This is a genomic window from Micromonospora sp. LOL_024, from assembly GCF_048060415.1.
Lineage (GTDB): Bacteria > Actinomycetota > Actinomycetes > Mycobacteriales > Micromonosporaceae > Micromonospora.
In genome coordinates, this window is the sequence record NZ_JBHMIS010000051.1 from 1 (window position 1) to 17,724 (window position 17,724).

Annotated in this window: 18 protein-coding genes; 10 read left to right on the top strand and 8 right to left on the bottom strand. The window is 72.3% G+C overall.

From position 1 onward, the window contains the following. Positions 1-158: 158 nt before the first annotated feature. Both ACFHWY_RS26365 and ACFHWY_RS26370 read right to left on the bottom strand, forming a co-directional pair. A complete protein-coding gene (locus tag ACFHWY_RS26365) occupies positions 159-995 on the bottom strand; it encodes an undecaprenyl-diphosphate phosphatase (RefSeq protein WP_416582953.1) in 837 nt (278 codons plus the stop codon). Further along, positions 992-2,044 carry an LLM class F420-dependent oxidoreductase gene (locus ACFHWY_RS26370; RefSeq protein ID WP_416582954.1) on the bottom strand — a complete coding sequence of 351 codons (1,053 nt, stop codon included), beginning with the start codon at positions 2,042-2,044 and terminating at the stop codon, positions 992-994. The genes ACFHWY_RS26365 and ACFHWY_RS26370 overlap by 4 nt, the downstream gene beginning before the upstream one ends. Positions 2,045-2,259: 215 nt before the next feature. On the opposite strand from ACFHWY_RS26370, the gene ACFHWY_RS26375 reads away from it, so the two are divergent. After that, on the top strand, positions 2,260-3,231 hold the full coding sequence (locus tag ACFHWY_RS26375; protein ID WP_416582955.1) for an aldo/keto reductase: 972 nt from the start codon (positions 2,260-2,262) through the stop codon (positions 3,229-3,231). A gap of 56 nt (positions 3,232-3,287) precedes the next feature. Further along, positions 3,288-3,479: a DUF5703 family protein gene (locus ACFHWY_RS26380; protein WP_416582956.1), complete on the top strand. Its 192-nt coding sequence runs from the start codon at positions 3,288-3,290 to the stop codon at positions 3,477-3,479. A gap of 276 nt (positions 3,480-3,755) precedes the next feature. Here the strand turns inward: ACFHWY_RS26380 and ACFHWY_RS26385 are convergent, their stop codons facing one another. Both ACFHWY_RS26385 and ACFHWY_RS26390 read right to left on the bottom strand, forming a co-directional pair. Then, a complete protein-coding gene (locus tag ACFHWY_RS26385) occupies positions 3,756-4,409 on the bottom strand; it encodes a hypothetical protein (RefSeq protein ID WP_416582957.1) in 654 nt (217 codons plus the stop codon). Between the two features lie 85 nt (positions 4,410-4,494). After that, positions 4,495-5,823: a M20/M25/M40 family metallo-hydrolase gene (locus ACFHWY_RS26390; RefSeq protein WP_416582958.1), complete on the bottom strand. Its 1,329-nt coding sequence runs from the start codon at positions 5,821-5,823 to the stop codon at positions 4,495-4,497. A gap of 106 nt (positions 5,824-5,929) precedes the next feature. Here ACFHWY_RS26390 and ACFHWY_RS26395 point away from each other — a divergent pair, with 106 nt between their 5' ends. The 3 genes from ACFHWY_RS26395 to ACFHWY_RS26405 all read left to right on the top strand — a co-directional run bounded on the left by ACFHWY_RS26395 (position 5,930) and on the right by ACFHWY_RS26405 (position 7,862). Then, positions 5,930-6,529, top strand: a complete 600-nt coding sequence (locus tag ACFHWY_RS26395) for a hemerythrin domain-containing protein (protein WP_416582959.1) — start codon at positions 5,930-5,932, stop codon at positions 6,527-6,529. Between the two features lie 77 nt (positions 6,530-6,606). After that, the gene (locus tag ACFHWY_RS26400) at positions 6,607-7,605 is read left to right on the top strand and encodes a LysR family transcriptional regulator (protein WP_416582960.1); all 999 of its coding nucleotides are present in this window, start codon (positions 6,607-6,609) and stop codon (positions 7,603-7,605) included. A gap of 20 nt (positions 7,606-7,625) precedes the next feature. After that, positions 7,626-7,862, top strand: coding sequence for a hypothetical protein (locus ACFHWY_RS26405; protein WP_416582961.1), 237 nt, complete (start codon positions 7,626-7,628; stop codon positions 7,860-7,862). A gap of 84 nt (positions 7,863-7,946) precedes the next feature. Here the strand turns inward: ACFHWY_RS26405 and ACFHWY_RS26410 are convergent, their stop codons facing one another. From ACFHWY_RS26410 to ACFHWY_RS26420, 3 genes are read right to left on the bottom strand one after another with little or no spacing between them, the layout of a single operon-like run. Further along, positions 7,947-8,297, bottom strand: a complete 351-nt coding sequence (locus ACFHWY_RS26410; RefSeq protein WP_416582962.1) for a DUF3140 domain-containing protein — start codon at positions 8,295-8,297, stop codon at positions 7,947-7,949. Beyond that, complete coding sequence (locus ACFHWY_RS26415; protein ID WP_416582963.1) at positions 8,297-8,461, bottom strand: hypothetical protein; 165 nt, start codon at positions 8,459-8,461, stop codon at positions 8,297-8,299. The genes ACFHWY_RS26410 and ACFHWY_RS26415 overlap by 1 nt, the downstream gene beginning before the upstream one ends. Before the next feature lie 14 nt (positions 8,462-8,475). Continuing rightward, entirely contained in the window at positions 8,476-11,028 is a 2,553-nt protein-coding gene (locus tag ACFHWY_RS26420) for an ATP-dependent Clp protease ATP-binding subunit (protein ID WP_416582964.1), read from the bottom strand. Between the two features lie 136 nt (positions 11,029-11,164). Here ACFHWY_RS26420 and ACFHWY_RS26425 point away from each other — a divergent pair, with 136 nt between their 5' ends. The 5 genes from ACFHWY_RS26425 (at position 11,165) to ACFHWY_RS26445 (ending at position 16,348) form a co-directional block, all read left to right on the top strand. Then, a complete protein-coding gene (locus ACFHWY_RS26425; RefSeq protein WP_416582965.1) occupies positions 11,165-11,554 on the top strand; it encodes a hypothetical protein in 390 nt (129 codons plus the stop codon). A 148-nt stretch (positions 11,555-11,702) separates the two neighbouring features. After that, positions 11,703-11,963, top strand: a complete 261-nt coding sequence (locus ACFHWY_RS26430; protein ID WP_131053345.1) for a hypothetical protein — start codon at positions 11,703-11,705, stop codon at positions 11,961-11,963. An 8-nt stretch (positions 11,964-11,971) separates the two neighbouring features. Beyond that, on the top strand, positions 11,972-13,024 hold the full coding sequence (locus tag ACFHWY_RS26435; RefSeq protein ID WP_416582966.1) for a hypothetical protein: 1,053 nt from the start codon (positions 11,972-11,974) through the stop codon (positions 13,022-13,024). After that, entirely contained in the window at positions 13,017-15,686 is a 2,670-nt protein-coding gene (locus ACFHWY_RS26440; protein ID WP_416582967.1) for an FtsK/SpoIIIE domain-containing protein, read from the top strand. Before ACFHWY_RS26435 ends, ACFHWY_RS26440 begins: the two co-directional genes overlap by 8 nt. Then, positions 15,683-16,348 (top strand): hypothetical protein, encoded by a 666-nt coding sequence (locus ACFHWY_RS26445; protein ID WP_416582968.1) that lies wholly within the window; start codon positions 15,683-15,685, stop codon positions 16,346-16,348. The genes ACFHWY_RS26440 and ACFHWY_RS26445 overlap by 4 nt, the downstream gene beginning before the upstream one ends. Before the next feature lie 30 nt (positions 16,349-16,378). Here the strand turns inward: ACFHWY_RS26445 and ACFHWY_RS26450 are convergent, their stop codons facing one another. After that, on the bottom strand, positions 16,379-17,629 hold the full coding sequence (locus ACFHWY_RS26450; RefSeq protein ID WP_416582969.1) for a cupin domain-containing protein: 1,251 nt from the start codon (positions 17,627-17,629) through the stop codon (positions 16,379-16,381). Positions 17,630-17,724: the final 95 nt, after the last annotated feature.

Genomic DNA, 17,724 nt, shown 5'->3' on the forward strand with positions numbered 1-17,724 from the left:
CTACGCCCAGTGGGAGCAGCAGGCCGCCGACCTGGTCGCCGAGCACTGGAACAGCTGACCCGAGCACCCCCGCTGAGAGACCTTCCTCGCACGGGGAAACAGAAACATCGCTGGCCGGCACCCGTGGGTGCCGGCCAGCGGTGTTTCGTCCTTGCACCTCAGGTGGCGCTGATGGTGCCGGTCAGCAGGAACCCGAAGACGAGGGTGCCGACCGCGACCCGGTAGAGCACGAAGACGTAGAGGGTGTGGTGCGCGACGTAGCGCAGCAGCCAGGCGATGGCGGCGTACCCGACGGCGAACGCGATGAGCGTGGCGACGACCATCTGCGCGCCGGTGGGTACCGAGGTGCCGGGCGCCGCCGGCTCGAATACGTCGCCCAGGCTGAACACCCCGGACATCACCACGGCGGGGATGGCCAACAGGAACGAGTAGCGGGCCGCTGTCTCCCGGGTGAGACTCAGAAACAGCCCGAAGGTCAGCGTCGCGCCGGAGCGGGACACGCCGGGGATCAACGCCAACGCCTGGGCGAAACCCATCACCACGCCGTCGCGCATCCGGAAGTCCCGCAGCGTACGGGTCTGCCGGCCCCAGTACTCGGCGAATGCGAGCACGAAGGCGAAGACGATCAGGGTGGTGGCCACCACCCACAGGTTGCGGGCCGCCTCCCGAATCTGATCCTTGAACAGGAAACCGAGCGCTCCGATCGGGATCGACCCGATGATCACGTACCAGCCCATCCGGTAGTCGAGGCTGGAGCGGACCGATTTGTCCCATATTCCGACGGTCCAGGTCCGGCCGATCCGCCAGATGTCCTTGGCGAAGTACAGCAGGACCGCCGCCTCGGTACCCAGCTGGGTGACCGCGGTGAAGGACGCTCCGGCGTCCTGGTCGAAGAAGATGGCCGACGTGATCCGCAGGTGACCCGACGAACTGACCGGGAGGAACTCGGTCAGGCCCTGGACGATGCCCAAGACGATGGCTTCGACCCAGGTCACTCCCCAACTCCCGCAAGGTCCAGCGCCTCGGCCACGGTGCGCAGGATTCGCACACCGGTGTCGCGGTCGGCGACGAAGAGGGTCACCGAGAGGGTGGTGACGCCAGACTCGGCGAACTCGCGCATCCGCTCGGCGATGCGCTCCTTGGGGCCGAGCAGCGAGGTACGGTCGATGAACTCCATCGGCACGGCGGCGGCGGCGTCACGTTGCCGCTTGGCCAGGTAGAGGTCCTGCACCTCACGGGCGGCATCGCCGTAACCCATCCGGGTGGCCAACTGGTTGTAGAAGTTCTGCTGCCGGCTACCCATGCCGCCCATGTAGAGGGCCGCGTACCAGCGCACCAGCGCCGCGCAGGAGTCAAGGTCGTCGCCGACGACGACCGGCACGGACGGCACCACGTCGAAGCCGGCCAGTTCCCTGCCGGCCTTCGCCCGGCCGGCGCGTACCGCCGCGAGGTGATCCTCGGCGAACTCGGGGGCGTAGAAGACGGCAAGCCAGCCATCGGCTATCTCGCCGGCCAACTCCAGGTTCTTCGGGCCCACCGCGGCAAGGTAGATCGGAATGTGCTCGCGGGGCGGGTGGAAGCCCAGCCGCAGCGCCTTGCCGGGGCCATCGGGCAGCGGCAGGGTGTAGAACTCGCCGTCGTAGGCGACCTCCTTGCGGGCCACCGCCATCTTGACGATGTCCACGTACTCCCGGGTGCGCGCCAGGGGCTTGCCGAAGCGTACGCCGTGCCACCCCTCGGACACCTGCGGTCCGGACACGCCCAGGCCGAGCCGGAACCGCCCCCCGGAAAGCGCGTCGAGGGTCGCCGCGGTCATCGCGGTCATCGCGGGCGTCCGAGCAGGGATCTGCATCACCGCGCTGCCGATGTCGATCCGCTCGGTCTGTCCGGCCATCCAGGCGAGCATGCTCGGCGAGTCGGAGCCGTAGGCCTCCGCAGCCCACACCACCGAGTAGCCGAGCCGGTCCGCCTCCTGTGCCAGGGCCAGATGGTCGGCCGGCGTGCTCCACGCTGTCTGATATCCGAGGCTTAGCCCGAGTCGCACAGAGTCCTCCCCCATCCGCAGTCGCATCAGGTTACGCAATGCCGGTGGCAGGGACGATCACCGGCTCACCCGAATCGCGGCGCACAGGCCGCGCCGGAGCCTTCGCACCGGTACACCCGAGGCGACAAACTAGACGAGCGGAAGCACGAACCGGCAGGCAGACTCGACGGGAGCGAGGATATCGGTCCGGCCCTGGTTCGAAATAAGGTTCACCCATGCAGCAGCGACCGCTCGGCCGAAGCGGGCTGGCGGTATCCCGGCTCGCGCTCGGCACCATGACCTGGGGCCGGGACACCGACGCCGACGACGCGGCCGCCCAACTGAAGAGCTATCTCGACGCGGGCGGCAACCTCATCGACACCGCTGACGTGTACGGCGACGGTGATGCCGAGTCGGTGATCGGCTCGCTGCTTGACACCCTGGTTCCCCGCGAAGATCTGCTGATCGCGACGAAAGCGGGGCTGCGGCCGGGTGGCGGCCGACGCCGGGACGGTTCCCGGGGGCACCTGCTGCGGACGCTGGACGCCTCGCTGCGGCGACTCGGCACCGACCACGTCGACCTGTTCCAGGTGCACGGCTACGATCCGCAGACCCCGTTGGAGGAGACCCTGGCCGCGCTGGATCACGCGGTGGCGAGCGGCCGGGTGCGCTACGTCGGTGTGTCGAACTTCTCCGGCTGGCAGACTGCCTGGGCGGCGGCCTGGCAGGCCGCGTGGCCGGGGCGTGCCCCGGTGGTGGCCGCGCAGGTGGAGTACTCGCTGCTGGAGCGCGGCGTGGAGCGGGAGGTGCTACCGACCTGCGACGCCCTCGGACTGGGCGTGCTGCCCTGGTCGCCGTTGGGCCGCGGGGTACTCACCGGCAAGTACCGGCATGGTCGGCCGGCGGATTCCCGAGCAGTGTCGCCGCACTTCGAACGGTTTGTCGCCACCTATCTTGATCCGCGTTGCTCCAGCATCGTGGAGGCGGTCGCCACCGCCGCGAGCGGCCTCGGGGTTTCCTCGCTGGAGGTGGCGCTGGCCTGGATCCGGGACCGGCCGGGGGTGACCGCGCCAATCCTCGGCGCCCGCACCTCGGGGCAACTACTCGGAGCGCTCCAGGTCGAACGGATGTCCCTGCCCGAGGAGATCACCACGGCATTGGACGACGTGTCGGCGCTGGAGTTCGGCTACCCCGAGCGCGACGGCTGAGCCGTCACCCGGTGGAGGGTGGCGCGCGGCGGGCCGGGCTGGGCAGCATGGTTCGCATGGACTACGAATACGCGCCGCTGCGCTTGCCGCCGGATGTCGACCGGTTGACCGCCGCGGCACAGCTGGCGATCCAGGCGGAATTCTCCGGATGGGAACTGGCCCGGGTGCGGCTGTTCCGCGACGGCACGCGCCAGGTGGTGCTGCGCCGTCGGCGGGTCACCCAACCCCAGCCCGGCCTGTCGTACTGAACGGCGGCGGGTGCCGGTCGGCGGCGCGGCGTCGGTGCCCCCACGGCGCTGTCGAGCTGAACCGTTCGTGCGGTCGCCGCCCGAGGTCGCCACGCGCAGGCCCGAGGGCCACCGCGCAGGAGGGCACCCGCGCGGGCCCGGCGGTAGGCGTCCCGGACGGGACCGGGTGCCCCGATCCCGTCCGGGAGGCTGATCCGTCTGCGCCATCGACTCGACAGGCCGGCCAGCGACAGCACTGCCCACTGGCGAGGTGACGCGGACCGTCCGACGCAACGGTCAGCGCGCGTGGTCGTGCTCGTCGTCGAGTTCAAGGAAGGGATGCTCGTCGAGGCGGCCGACGAGCCGATCGTCGGCCGCCGGCTGGAACGGCCCTACCGGGTCGTCGTCGGCGAACGACTCCAGGTCGACCGGGGTACCGACCTCGCTGACCATCACCACGCCGTCGAGCGGCTCCAACTCCGGCACGTCGAGCGCACCGAGCGAGCCGTCACCGCTCTGCAGCAGCTCCAGCACCGCCTCACCGACGCCCTCCACCGGCGGCACCTCCTCCTCGGCCGGGACGCCCTCGCGACGGGCCGCCCCGGCGATCCGGATCAGCGCGGAAACGCTCGGCACCCGATAGTCGCGCCGCTGGCGTACCGAGATCACCTGGGGATGCGGGTCGGTCGCCTCGACTCCTTCGGCACCGGCGAAACGCTGGTCGGCCTCGTCCGGATCGATCGACTCCACGTCCCACGGAGTGACCTCGCCGAAGGCGTCCATGAGTTGCTCGTCGTAGGCGAACGACGCGTTGTTGAGCGCGACGTACGCCTGCCAGACGTCGTCGTCGTCGATCCGGCCCTGCGCGGCGCGAACGGCGGCCAGGTGGTGGCGGGCCGCTTCGATCACGCGCTCGAGGGCGGCGTCCAGCTCACCGTGCTGGTCGGTCATGTGAGGCGTCCCCTTCAGGAAAAGATTCCACGATGCCGCGTCCAACGGACGCGGACGAGCAGGTAGGGCGTCCAACGGACGCCGGCTAGCAGGTGCGCAGGAACCGGTCGAGAACCCGCACGCCGAACTGTAGTCCGTCCACCGGAACCCGCTCGTCGATGCCGTGGAACAGCGCCGAGAAGTTCAGGTCGGCCGGCAGCCGAAGCGGAGCGAAGCCGAAGCAACGGATACCCAGCTGCGAGAAGGCCTTGGCGTCGGTACCGCCGGAGAGCATGTACGGCACCGGCCGGGCTCCCGGATCCTCGGCCCGCAGCGCCGCGGACATCGCCTCGACCAGGTCACCGTCGAAAGTGGTTTCCAGCGCCGGCTGACGCTGGACGTACTCGATGTCGATGTCCGGGCCGACGAGTTCGCGCAACTGCCGCTCCAACAGCTCCGACTGCCCGGGCAGGCTGCGGCAGTCGATGGTGGCGCTGGCCCGGCCGGGGATGACGTTGTCCTTGTACCCGGCGGCGAGCCGGGTCGGGTTGGCGGTGTTGCGGATCGTGGCACCGATGATGTTGGCGATCGGGCCGAGTTTGGCGATGGCGGTCTCCGGGTCCTCCGGATCCAGCTCGATGTCGAGCACCTCGGAGACCTCCTCCAGGAAGGCACGCACGGTGTCGGTAACCACCACTGGGAAGCGGTGCCGACCGATCCGGGCCACGGCCTCGGCGAGCGCGGTGACCGCGTTGTCGTCGTGCAGCATGGAGCCGTGCCCGGGCCGGCCCCTGGCGTGCAACCGCAGCCAGTCAATGCCCTTCTGCGCGGTTTCGATCAGGTAGAGCCGCCGCGAGGGGTCCACCGTGTACGAGAAGCCGCCGACCTCACCGATTCCCTCGGTGCAACCGTCGAAGAGGTCCCGGTGCCGGGTGGCCAGGAAGTGTGCGCCGTACTCGCTGCCCGCCTCCTCGTCCGCGGTGTACGCGAGCACGATGTCCCGCGGCGGCCGAACGCCTGTGCGCTGCCAGTGCCGCACCACCGCGAGAACCATCGCGTCGAAGTCCTTCATGTCGATGGCGCCCCGGCCCCACAGGTAGCCGTCACGCAGTTCACCGGAGAACGGGTGCACCGACCACTCGTCGGCGTCGGCGGGCACCACGTCCAGGTGCCCGTGCACGAGCAGCGCGCCACGACCGGGATCGGTGCCGGGGATCCGGGCGATCACATTGGCCCGTCCTGGCGCCGACTCGTGGAGCACCGGTTCGATGCCGACATCGGCCAGCTTCTCCGCGACGTACTCGGCGGCCCGGCGTTCCCCGGTGCTGGTGGTGTTGTCGCCCGTGTTCGTGGTGTCGATGCGCAGCAGGTCCCGGCACAGGCCGACGACCTCGTCGGTGGGCGCGGGGAAGGCGGCGTGGAGGTCGCTGGTCATCGTGCCTTCATATCAGCCTAGAGTTTCGGTTCGGGCAGGTGCGGATATAGCCGCGCCCGACCCCGCTGTCGCGTCGTCGCGCCGTCCGCCAGCCCAGGAGGGCACCATGTCCGTCCACCTGCCACCACTGCCGCCCACCCCCGCCGACGGCTACCAGCCCGCCGGGCGCAGCATCGCCGCCACCATAGCCGAGGAGCACCAGCAGTTGCTGGGCCTGGCCCGGCGGCTGGTCGAGCCGGGCCCGGATCCGGCGCACGGTCGGGAGATTCTGGTGGCCGCGTTGTCCCGCCACATGTCGGCGGAGGAGCAGTACCTGCTGCCCGCCGTCCGCCAGGCCCTTCCCGACGCCGAGGGTCCGGTCGGTGAGGTGTTGGCGGGCGACGCCGCCGTGCTCATGGCGTTGCGTGGGCTGACCGACGACCGCCTCACCATGCTCGCTCGCCTGGTCGAAGCACATGTGGTGGCCGTCGACGCCCTGGTGCAGCAGCTGTGCGACGCCGCGACCGAGGAGGAGCTGATCCGGCTCGGCAACCGGCTGGAGATCGCCGAGGAGGCCGCGCCGACCCGCCCGCATCCGGGTGTCCCACACACCCCGCCGTGGAATAGGATCGTCGAGCCGGCGGTGGGGCTGGTCGACAGGTTCCGGGACGTCTTCGCCGGCCGGCACACCCGCCTCAGCGAGGTGGACGGGCCACCATCGCAATGAGAGACACGAGACACGTTCATGGTCGTTGATCCGTCCGGCCACTTCCGCCGGCCGCCCTCTGGCCCTACCGTCACGCTATGGACCTGGAGTTGCGCCACCTGCGGGTGGTCTGCGCCATCGCGGAGACAGGGAGCGTGACCAAGGCCGCCTCGACGCTCGGCCTGGCCCAGCCGGCACTGACCGCCCAGCTCCAGCGCATCGAACGAACCCTCGGCGGGCCGCTGTTCGAGCGCGATCGGCGCGGCGCCCGACCGACCGCGCTCGGCGAGCTGGTGCTCGCCCGGGCCCGGGTGCTGCTGCCGGCGATGAAGGGGCTGCAGGACGAGGCGGCCAGGCTGGCCGGTGCGGGCGACGCTCCACGCCGGTACCGGTTCGGCGGGGTCAACAGCCCGATCCTGGGCCGGCTGGTGCACCGGCTCGCCGCCGAGCAGCCGCAGGCCCAGATAACCACGCACGCCTCGTGGTCGGTCGACGAGCTGGCCCAGTTGGTCGCCGGCGCGCGGCTGGACTACGCGCTGACCGGGGTCTGTGGCGACTCCACCCCGTCGGCTGACTACGGACTGAGTTGGCGGGAGGTGGCCGTCGACCCGGTCATGGTGCTGCTGCCGGAGACCCATCCGCTGGCCAACCGGGACGAGGTGGACCTGGCCGACCTGCGGCACGAACAGTGGGTGGCCGCCCCGGGTGACGGCTGCTTCGGTGACTGCTTCGCCGCCGCCTGCGCGCGGTCCGGCTTCACCCCCCGCAAGGTGTACGAGGCCGATGTGCGCAGCTGCATCGACCTGGTCGACGCCGGCGAGGCCGTGGCGCTGTGCCAGGCCACGTTCCGCCCGGTGGCCGGCCTGGTCACCCGTCGGCTCGCCGGAACGCCGCTGCGCTGGCGGCTGATGCTGGGCTGGCACCCGGAGTCCCCGGCCGCCCCAACGGCCGACCTGGTGCTGGAGACGGCCCTGGTGGCGTACACCGACGCCCTCGCTCCGCATCCGGCGTACCTGGCCTGGTTGCTCCGCAACCCGGCGTTCGGGGTCCGCCGGCCGGCGCCGGTGCTCGCGGCCGAGCGGGTGCGAACCGCCTGAGCGCGGGTAAGCGGTCGGGTATGACCGACCTCTATCCCGCCGCCGACGACCGCGAGATCCTGCGCCAGGCGGCCGCCGCGCACACCACCGCCGTCCGGAACGTGGAAGCCTTCCTGCGCCGTGTGCCCGAGGTGCCCGACCCTGCCGACCTGGCCGAGTACGCCGCACTACTCACCCGCGAGGAGCAGACCCGCGCCGACCGTCAGGCCGCCGCAGATGGCGCCGGCCTGGCCATCGCCAGCCTGGAATCCGAGTAACCCGCCGCGTCGATCTAGAGCCTTCCGTCGTCGCTGGAGATCAACTCGCGACGACACGCCCTAGATCGACGCGGCGGGGTCGGGTCAGCGTTCGATGAGGGCGTCGTGGCCCAGGTCGAGCAGACTGTGCCGCCACTCGTCGTCGGCACTGCCCCGGCTGGGCCTCGCCGCCGTCAATGACCGGATGCGGTCTACCGCGTCGCGCATCACCTCGACGTCACCCGGCGTCAGGTCCACCTTGCGCTTGCGCAGCACGGCGAGGATCTGCCGGCCCGGCTCCGGCAGGTCCAGGTCCGGATCCGGGCCGAACGCGTCCTCACCGGAGCCGCGGGTCAGCAGCCACTGCCGCAGCTGCTCGGACGGCACGTTGACCTCGACGTGGAAGTCCTCCCACAGCACTTCCATCTCGGGATCGAGTCGCTGCTCGCGTACCATCAGCCCTCCTCTGCCAGCGGCGGCCCGGACGGCTCCGGGTGCCCCACGTCGGTCTTCCCGCCCAGCCCTTCCGCCGGCACCTGCACCCGGGCGGGGTTGGCCGTCGGTGGCGCCAGGATCGCCTCGGTGAACTCGTCGTCGCGAGCCTCATCCGGTTCGGTCATCGGTACCCCTCCGGTCAGCGAGGATGCGATGTCGTCGCCCTCGCGTGGCCCCGGCCGGCCGCCACGTCGAAACTGAGCCGACCGTCGCGGGCATCGACGGTGACCCGCTGACCGGGTGAGATCTCCTGCTCCAGCAGCATCCGGGACAGGTGGTTGTCCACCTCCCGCTGGATGACCCGGCGCAGCGGCCGGGCGCCGAACTCCGGCTGGTAGCCGTGCTCGGCGAGCCAGTCGACGCCGGCATTGGTGAACTCCACCTCGATGTCCTGCGCGTGCAGCCGGCGGCGGGTCTCCTCCAGCAGCAGGCCGGTGATCTGGCGCAACTGCTCGGCCTCCAGCCGACGAAAGATGATCACCTCGTCGATGCGGTTGAGGAACTCCGGCCGCAAATTCTCCTGCAGCCGGCGCATCAACCGTTCCCGCAGCTCGTCGTTCTCCTGCTCGCTGCCCGGCTCGCCGGCACCGAAGCCGACCGCGCGCTGGGCGCCGGTGATCAGTTCGGAGCCGATGTTGCTCGTCATGATCAGGACGGTGTTCTTGAAGTTGACCGTGCGGCCCTGGCTGTCGGTGAGTCGCCCGTCGTCGAGCACCTGCAACAGGATGTTGAACACGTCGGGATGGGCCTTCTCGATCTCGTCGAGCAGCACCACCGCGTACGGGCGCCGGCGGACCGCCTCGGTGAGCTGCCCGGCCTCCTCGTACCCGACGTAGCCGGGCGGCGCGCCGACCAGCCGACTGATCGTGTGTCGCTCCTGGAACTCGCTCATGTCCACCCGGACCATCCGGTCGGACTCGCCGAACAACGCCTCGGCCAGGGACCGGGCCAGTTCGGTCTTGCCGACGCCGGTGGGTCCGAGGAACAGGAAACTGCCCATCGGGCGGTTCGGGTCGGCCAGGCCGGTACGGGAGCGGCGGACCGCCTCGGCGACCGCGGTGACCGCGTCGTCCTGCCCGACGACCTTCTCGTGGAGCTGCCCCTCCAGCCGCAGCAGCCGGTCCCGTTCCTCCTCGGTGAGTTGGCTGGCCGGGATACCGGTGGCCCGGGAGACCACTTCGGCGATCTCCTCCGGCCCCACCTGCGGAACCTGGCTGCCGTTGCCGTCGTCGCCCTGGGCCCGCTGCACCTGCCGTTCCAGTTCGGCGACCCGGTCACGCAGCGACGAGGCGCGCTCGTACTGCTCGTCGGCGACCGCCTGTTCCTTGTCCCGGCGTACCTCCTCCAACTGCTGTTCCAGGTCCCGCACGTCGGCGTCGGGGGTTCGGGTCCGCAGCCGCACCCGGGCACCGGCCTGGTCGATCAGGTCGATCGCCTTGTCCGGCAGGAAACGGTCGGTGACGTAGCGGTCGGACAGCTCGGTGGCGGTGACCAGCGCCTCGTCGCTGAAACGCACCTGGTGGTGGGCCTCGTAGCGGTCCCGCAGCCCACGCAGGATGGCCACGGTGTCCTCGACGGTGGGCTCCGGCACGAACACCGGCTGGAAGCGCCGGGCCAGCGCGGCGTCCTTCTCGATGGTGCGGCGGTACTCGTCGAGCGTGGTCGCACCGATCACCCGCAGCTCGCCGCGGGCCAGCGCCGGCTTGAGCATGTTGGAGGCGTCCATGCCGCCCTCGCTGCCCGCGCCACCCGCACCGACCAGGGTGTGGATCTCGTCCAGGAAAATGATCAGCTCCTCCCGGTGGGTCCGGATCTCGTCGATCACCTTCTTGAGCCGTTCCTCGAAGTCGCCCCGGTACCGGGTGCCGGCCACCAGCCCGGCCAGGTCGAGCTGGATCACCCTCTTGCCGAGCAGCGTCTGCGGCACGTCACCGTCGCAGATCTTCTCGGCCAGGCCCTCCACGATGGCGGTCTTGCCGACGCCGGCCTCACCGATCAGCACCGGGTTGTTCTTGGTGCGTCGGGACAGGATCTCCACCGCCTGCTCAATTTCGTCGGCGCGCCCGATCACCGGGTCGATCTGGTCGTTGCGGGCCAGGTCGGTGAGGTCCTGGCCGTACTGGTCGAGCGTCGGGGTGCCCCGGTCCGGACGGGGACTGGTCATCGGCCCGCGCTCGGCATTTGCGGCCTGCAGCGACTCCGGTTGGATGCGTCCGGCGGCGAGCATCCGGCCGGCCGGCGACTCGGGGTTCAGCGGCAACGCCATCAGGATGTGCTCGGGCCCGATATAGTTCGCGCCCATCGCCCGGGACAGTTGGTGGGCGTCTAGTAGGGCCCGTTTGGCCGCCGGGGTCAGCGAAAGGTTCGGCGGAACCTCGCCGTTCGCAGCGCCGTCGCTCCGCCCACCCAGGGCGTTGACCAGGGTGTCAGGGTCCGCGCCCGCACGACGGACCAGGTCACGCAACGGCTCGCGCTGCAGCGCCGCCCACAGCAGATGGTCGGTGTCCAGGTCGTTGCTCTGCTTCTGGGCTGCCCGACGTGCGGCGTCGGCCAGCATCTCCCGCGCGTCGGCGGTCATCAGTCGGGTGATGTCGACCCGGTGGGCCGGTCGTCGCCCGCCTTCGCCCCGGCCGAAGTACCGCGCGAGGAACTCGTCCCACGGGTCGGAGCCGAAGTCGCCGGGTCCCATCATCTCTGTCCTCCGCGGTCGACGCGAGACGGTCGGCACGGGCTACCCAGCCCTCGGTCGGACAAACGCCGCCGGTCGGCAGCCCGGGACGCGGGCGCGGCGCGGCCGGGGCCGGCACGACTGATGGCAGGCTGTGGCGATGAACCCGACACCGCTGCTCATCGTGGACGCCGCCAACGTCGTCGGCTCCCGCCCCAATGGCTGGTGGCGTGACCGGGCCGGCTTCACCGCCCGGCTGCGGGACACGCTGGCCCCGCTGGGCGCTCGGGGTGTGCCGCCGGACCTGCCGCCGCCCGTCGAGGTGGTGCTGGTGGTGGAGGGTGCGGCGCGGGACGTACCGGGGGTCGACGGGGTACACGTGGAGCCCGCCGACGGTTCCGGCGACGACGCCGTGGTCGATCTGGTCGCGCGTGCCGGGGACCGGCGGCGGCTGGTGGTCACCGCTGACCGTGAGCTACGCGACCGGGTCACCGCGCTCGGCGCCGAGGTACGCGGGCCGCGCTGGCTGAACGGCCGTGGCGGTCCGTGACGACCTGCCCACGGGTCCCACGAACCGGACCCGGCACGCCTGCGGTCGACAACTGGTCGGCGGGGCAGGAACACTGACAGGGCGCGTGTACTTACCCCTACCGGCATAGGCTCTAATGGAGTCCTCCCCGCCCCCAGGAGGTTCCGCCGTGGCGAGCGTCGCCGAGCTCAAGGCAGCAATCGATGTCGCGCTGCAGCAGATCGGTGACGGCCAGAGCGCCGTGCAGGCCGCCGGCGAGAAGCTTGCCGAGGCGCAACAGACCCTGGCCGGGGCGCTGGAGGGCAGCGGCCACACCACCGTCGAGGCGGCGCAGGCGTCACTGACCCAGGCCAGCCAGGAACTGGAGGAGTGCCTCGCCGCGACACTAGTCGCGGTCGAGCAGGCCCAGCAGTACGTCGCGACGCTGTAGGGGCGGGCGTGTCCATCGTCGAGGAGATCGGCGCGCAGATCCGTGCCGCCGCCGAGGACCTGCCGCAGGGCCTGCTGGCCCAGGCGCTGGAGAAGTTCGGGCTGGCCAGCGAGCGGCTGCGCTGGGTGCGCCAGGAGTCGGCCAACCCGATGGGCGTGCCGGAGCTTTCCGCCGCCACCGAGCACGCCGAGACCGCCGGGTACGCGCTACGGGTGGCCCAGGAGCAGCTGACCGCGTACCTGGCCGCGATCGGGCTGGCCCCCGATGGCGCGCCACCGGCGTCGGGGGCGCAGGAGCGCCGGCCGGCGCACGACGCACCCGGTGTGGCCGAGCCGGCGGCCACCGCCCCGGAGCCCGCCGGCGAGGTGCGGTTACGCCGCTGGTGGTCGGTTCGGGTCACGGAGCTGACGGGCGGGCGGGAGGGCCCGGCCGAGGGGCCGGACGAGCGGATAGCCGACTCCCGGGACTTGTTGCAGCGGGTGGTCCGTGGGGTCCGCGCCGGTGACCGCGACCGGCTGCACCGGGACCTGCGCGGTGCGCACGCCGACGTCGGCCTGGGCCTGGCCGCCGTCGCCCCACCGCTGCTGCGCGACCTCGCCGGTGAGCTGCTGGGCCACCCGCCACGCGGCGACGACCTGAGCCGGCTGCACCGTGAGCTGGACGGGCGGGTCCGGGATCTGCTGCCCGGCCTGCCCGCACCGGTGCTGGACACGCTGCTCACCCGAGTGTGCCGGATGCCGCCACCGCGGCGCGGCGAGGGCGAGCAGCCACACGCCGCCGATCCGGCGGTCACCGCCGGGGTGCTCACCGGCGTCCTGCTCGCCCGCCTCGGTCGCGACCTACCGCTCCAGCACGGCACCGGACCGGACGGCACCGGCGGGTCGGGCGGCCGGTCCGCCGAACGGGGCGAAGGGCCGGGCGGTGGTCGACGATCGGAACTGAGCGGCCCACCCGCGGCGACCCGACCCGGGGCCGACCGCCCGGTGCCGTGGTCGGGGCCACCGGTACGGCCGACGTCGAACGGGGCCACCGGCCGGCCGGGACGCGGAATCGATGGCTGACCGGCGTAACCAGCTGGTCGCCCGGGTCCGGGAGCTGCTCGCCGAGGCACTCGGTGCGTCCCGTACCCGGTCGGCGGCGGCCCAGCTCGCACTGGCCAGCGCGCGGGAGCGGTCGGTGCGGGTGCGCCGGGCCGCCACAGGCGTACCCGAACGGGTCGGCACCGAACGCGACCGCCGGCTGGCCGAGATCGACGCCCGGCACGCATCGCGGCTGGCGGTGCTGGCCCGACAGGCGGCCGAGGCGGCCACCCGGGAGGCACCCGGCGCCGGGTCGGCGGACTGGCCGACCTGGCGACCCACCCCCGCCGACCGCGCCGAACCACCCGGCGCGACCCGGATCGGTACCGTCCGGCTGGTCGGTGCCGATCCGGTACCGGCACTGGTGGCGCTGCTCGACGGGGGCCACGTGGCGCTCGACGGGGACGCGGAGGGCTGCGCGGCGATCGTGTCCGCGCTACTGCTGCGCAGCCTGGGGCGGGCCACGCCGGGCAGCGTGCGACTGGTCGGCTACGACCCGGATCAGCTGGGCGGCGGGCTGGCCGGTTTCGCTCCGCTGGGCCCGGCCGGGTTGCTCACCTTCGTCGGGCCGGGTGGCCTGGGCCGACTCCTGGACGACCTGGTGGAGCAGATCCGCCGGGTCAACGAGACCGTCCTGGCCGGCGAACACACCTCGCTTCGCCGGCTGGCCGCCGCGACGGGCCGCCGCCCGGAGCCGTGGCGGGTGGCGGTGCTGCTCGGTGGGGACGAGCTGTCCCGGCATGAGCGCGGCCAGCTCGCCCGGGTGGTGCGCGCCGGAGTGGCGTGCGGCGTGCACCTGATCGTGCGGGGTGTGGCCCTACCCGACGATCCGGTCGTCACCCGGGTGGTGGTGACCGCCGACGGTGCCCAGGTCGGCACCCTGCCGGTACGCCTCGACCCGCCGCCACCGGCCACACTGGTCACCGAGACCTGTCGGGAGATCGCCTCCGTGGTGAACGCGGGGCCGGCACCCACTCCCTTCACCGATCTGCTGCCGCCGGCCGACCGGATGTGGCAGGAGGACTCGGCGACCGGGTTGACCGCGCCGATCGGCGAGGGACCGCAGGGCCGGCCGGTTCTGCTGACCCTCGGCGACTACCCGCCGCACGCGCTGATCGGCGGGCCGTCCGGCACCGGCAAGACGAACCTGATCTTCGCCTGGATCGGGGCGCTGGCCGCCCGCTACTCCCCCGCCGAGCTGGAGTTCTACCTGCTCGACTTCAAGGAGGGTGTGTCCTTCGCCCGGTTCGCCAAGGGCCGGCGGGACCCGAGCTGGTTGCCGCACCTGCGGCTGGTAGGCATCAACGTCAACACCGACCGGGAGTTCGGCCTGGCGCTGCTGCGCTTCCTCACCGACGAGCTGCGCCGGCGGGCGGACGCGGCGAAGAAGCACGAGGTCACCAAGCTGGCCGAGCTGCGCGCGGTGGATCCCGTCGGGCACTGGCCCCGGATCGTCGCGGTGGTCGACGAGTTCCAGATGCTGCTCGCCGGACGGGACGCGGTGGCCCGGGAGGCCGCCGACCTGCTGGAGGATCTGGCCCGTCGCGGCCGGTCGCAGGGCATCCACCTGGTGCTGGCATCCCAGGACGTACGCGGAATCGAGGCACTGTGGGGTCGGCCCGCGCTGGTGGCCCAGTTCACCCTGCGCATCGCACTGCCGAAAGCGCTGCGGATCCTCGCCGAACGCAACGACGCCGCCCAGTCCCTGCCACGCCACCACGCGGTGATCAACGCCGAGTCGGGCCAGACCGAGGGCAACGAGCTGGCCCGGATCCCGTCGGCCAGCGACTGGGAGACCTGGAGCAACCTGCAGCACCGGCTGTGGCGGATGCGCCCCGCCGACGCCGCGCCGGCGCGACTCTTCGACGGCGACGCGATTCCGCAGCTGGCCGACGCGCCGGACTTCCGGGCGATGCAGCCCCCGGACGTGGGTACGCCACGCAGCCCCGTCGCGCTGCTCGGCGAGATCATCGACGTGCAGGCCCGCTCGGCCAACCTGCGGTTGCCCCGGGCGCCGGGCCGGAACCTGGCCGTGCTGGGCACCCGGGTCGACGAGGCGTGCGCGGTGCTGGACGCGGCCGCCCGCTCGCTGGCCCGGCAGCACCGGCCGGGCACCGCGCGGTTCTCCATCGCCTGCCTCGACCCGGACGCCGACCCGGCTGCCCGGGCACTCTACGAGGATCTCGCCGACGACGCCGCCTGGTACGACGATGAGACGGTTGCCGAGCTGATGGCCGAGACCGCCGACGGCCTCGGCGCGCCCGGCGCCGCGGGCGCCCCGCACTACCTGGTGCTGTTCGCCGTGGACGCGGCGGCCGGCTCGCTCGCCGCGCGATCCGCAGGGGCGACCGGGCTGGAGCAGCTACGCCGGATCCTGCACGACGGGCCCGAGCGGCGAACGCACGTGCTGGCCTGGTGGCGCGGGATCGCCCGGATGCGCGCCGACCTGGGTGGCACCGGTTCCCGGACCGACCAGATCGGCGCCTGGGTGGCGTTGGACACCCACGGCGGGGAACTGGGCTCGTCGTTGTACCCGGGCAGTTCGGGGCCGGACTGGTATCCCCGCCCGTGGCGCGGGCTGTTCTTCGACCGGGCGGTGCACCGCACCGGGCAGACCATCATCCCCTACGGACCGGCACGATGAACGGACCGGCGACCACCGAGACGTACTCGGTCCAGCTCCGGCGGCTCGCCGAGCTGACCGCGCGGGTGCACGAGCAGCGACAAGAGGCACGGGCCTGGTACGACCAGCAGTGCGCGGCGGCCGATCGGGCGGTTGCCGAGTCCGCCGACGAGGTCGATCGGGCCGAACGGGAGCTGGTCGCGGCACGCGAGACGCAGGAACGGGTGGACGCCGAGGTGGCGGTGCTCTGGCAGGAACTGAACGCCCGGCTCGGCGGCGGACGGCGGGCCGGAACGCCTCCGGCTCCCGCACCGGAGGCCACCGGTGACCCGGTCACGTTGCTGGAGACGGTGCGGGACCTGCTGCACCGTACCCGGCAGCCAGGCGAACTGCCGGGCAACGTCAACCCACTGCTGGCGGTGTGGGGCGTCGCCGGTGCGGCGCTGGCGTACGCGCTGGGCGTCGGGGCCCGGGCGCTGGGTCAGCACAACGACGGTGACCTGGCGGTCGGCCTGCCGGTGCTGGCCCTGGTGGTGACGCTGCTCGGCCCCGTGGTGGGCCTGATCCCGGCGCGGATGACCGCCGACCGCCGCCACGCCGTCCTGAGCCCTCGCCCAGTGCTCATCGTGGTTGCCACCGGCCTCACCGCCACCCTCCTCCTGTTGGCCCTCCCCCTCCCGTGACCTGCGCACCCCTTGCCGGACCCCTGTTGGTCAGGGGGTGGGGACGAGGGTGGCTTCGCGGAGGAGGCGGCGGGTGAGGGTGAGGCGGTCGGCGTCGGTGTCGAGGCCGGGAAGGTCACCCACGCGGGTCGCCGGGCCGGCGAGCAGGGCCCGCACCGCCGGTTCGCAGGATGCCGGCAGGGTGATCGTGCGGTCGAACAGGTGCAACCCGATCCGGTCTCCCTGCGGGGTGAGCCGCCAGCGCAGACCCGGGCGGGCGGCGACCCGGCTGTCGGCGTCCAGAACGTTGATCGCGGCGGCCTGGGCCAGGGGCCGGATCGGCGCGGGACGCGACGCCGGCCAGGCGCGCTGCCGCAGCCGGACGGCCACCGCTGCCGGATCGGCGCGCAACAGCCAATCCCGCAGCGCATCGACGGTCTCGGTCAGCTCCGGCTCGATCGCCGCCGGGTCGGCCAGGTCGGTGCCGAACGGCAGGGTGGCCCGTAGCCGCTGGTCCTCGGCGGCCAACGCGAGCAACTCCTCGACCAGCGCGTACCGGCTCAGTGCCCGGACGCCGACGGTCAGATGCAGCGAGCTGGACTCCTGCGCCTGTGCACTGTGCAACCACCCCCGGGGCAGGTAGAGGGCGTCGCCCGGTTCGAGCACCACATCCAGCGCGGCCGGACCCTGCGCGGTGGCGGCGACCTCGTCGGCCCGACCGCCCCACGGCTGTCGTTCCAGCGGATCGGGCAGCACCGGCGGGTGGACACGCCAGTGTTTGCGGCCGTCGACCTGGAGCACGAAGACGTCGTGGGTGTCGTAGTGGGTGGCGAAACCCTGGCTACCGGGCGGGGTCAGGTAGGCGTTGACCTGCATCGGTTGCCCCACGGCCGCGCTCAGGTCCCGGGTGAAGTCGATCACCGCAGGCCAAATTCGGTGTAGGCCCTGCAGGACAAGGGTGGCGCCGTCGGCATACAGCTGGAGGATCTTCTCGTCGAGTACCTGGTCGTCGATCTCGGCGCCGGCACCGCCGCCGCCGGTGTAACGCGCCGCCGGCAGCAGCTGGCCGTCCCGGGCCACCCGCAGGAACGGGGTACGCAGGCCGCGCCGGCTGAGCAGCTCGTCAGCGTCGGCTGGGCTGAACAGATCGGTGAAGTTGGCCGAGTTGGGCAACTCGGCGGCGCGGGACAGCAGCGGGGTGTGTCCCCAGTGGGCGGCGGCGAACTTCGCCGGCTCCACACTGACGCAGCGGGCCAGCGCCGCCGGGCGGCCGTGGCCGCCCGGCGGACAGGCGTACGTCATCATGGGCCGCTGTCAGGCGGTGCCGTCGGCGCCGCCGTCGTGCTGACCTGGGGTCGCGCCGCCGTCGGCCGGACCCTCGGCACCGCCGTCGGCAC

What these genes read in the sequence shown, in the direction of transcription:
- ACFHWY_RS26375 (WP_416582955.1), top strand. Translation starts at nt 2,260, where the DNA reads ATGCAGCAGCGACCGCTCGGCCGAAGCGGGCTGGCGGTATCCCGGCTC.
- ACFHWY_RS26380 (WP_416582956.1), top strand. Translation starts at nt 3,288, where the DNA reads ATGGACTACGAATACGCGCCGCTGCGCTTGCCGCCGGATGTCGACCGG.
- ACFHWY_RS26385 (WP_416582957.1), bottom strand. Translation starts at nt 4,409, where the DNA reads ATGACCGACCAGCACGGTGAGCTGGACGCCGCCCTCGAGCGCGTGATC.
- ACFHWY_RS26390 (WP_416582958.1), bottom strand. Translation starts at nt 5,823, where the DNA reads ATGACCAGCGACCTCCACGCCGCCTTCCCCGCGCCCACCGACGAGGTC.
- ACFHWY_RS26395 (WP_416582959.1), top strand. Translation starts at nt 5,930, where the DNA reads ATGTCCGTCCACCTGCCACCACTGCCGCCCACCCCCGCCGACGGCTAC.
- ACFHWY_RS26400 (WP_416582960.1), top strand. Translation starts at nt 6,607, where the DNA reads ATGGACCTGGAGTTGCGCCACCTGCGGGTGGTCTGCGCCATCGCGGAG.
- ACFHWY_RS26405 (WP_416582961.1), top strand. Translation starts at nt 7,626, where the DNA reads ATGACCGACCTCTATCCCGCCGCCGACGACCGCGAGATCCTGCGCCAG.
- ACFHWY_RS26410 (WP_416582962.1), bottom strand. Translation starts at nt 8,297, where the DNA reads ATGGTACGCGAGCAGCGACTCGATCCCGAGATGGAAGTGCTGTGGGAG.
- ACFHWY_RS26415 (WP_416582963.1), bottom strand. Translation starts at nt 8,461, where the DNA reads ATGACCGAACCGGATGAGGCTCGCGACGACGAGTTCACCGAGGCGATC.
- ACFHWY_RS26420 (WP_416582964.1), bottom strand. Translation starts at nt 11,028, where the DNA reads ATGATGGGACCCGGCGACTTCGGCTCCGACCCGTGGGACGAGTTCCTC.
- ACFHWY_RS26425 (WP_416582965.1), top strand. Translation starts at nt 11,165, where the DNA reads ATGAACCCGACACCGCTGCTCATCGTGGACGCCGCCAACGTCGTCGGC.
- ACFHWY_RS26440 (WP_416582967.1), top strand. Translation starts at nt 13,017, where the DNA reads ATGGCTGACCGGCGTAACCAGCTGGTCGCCCGGGTCCGGGAGCTGCTC.
- ACFHWY_RS26445 (WP_416582968.1), top strand. Translation starts at nt 15,683, where the DNA reads ATGAACGGACCGGCGACCACCGAGACGTACTCGGTCCAGCTCCGGCGG.
- ACFHWY_RS26450 (WP_416582969.1), bottom strand. Translation starts at nt 17,629, where the DNA reads ATGACGTACGCCTGTCCGCCGGGCGGCCACGGCCGCCCGGCGGCGCTG.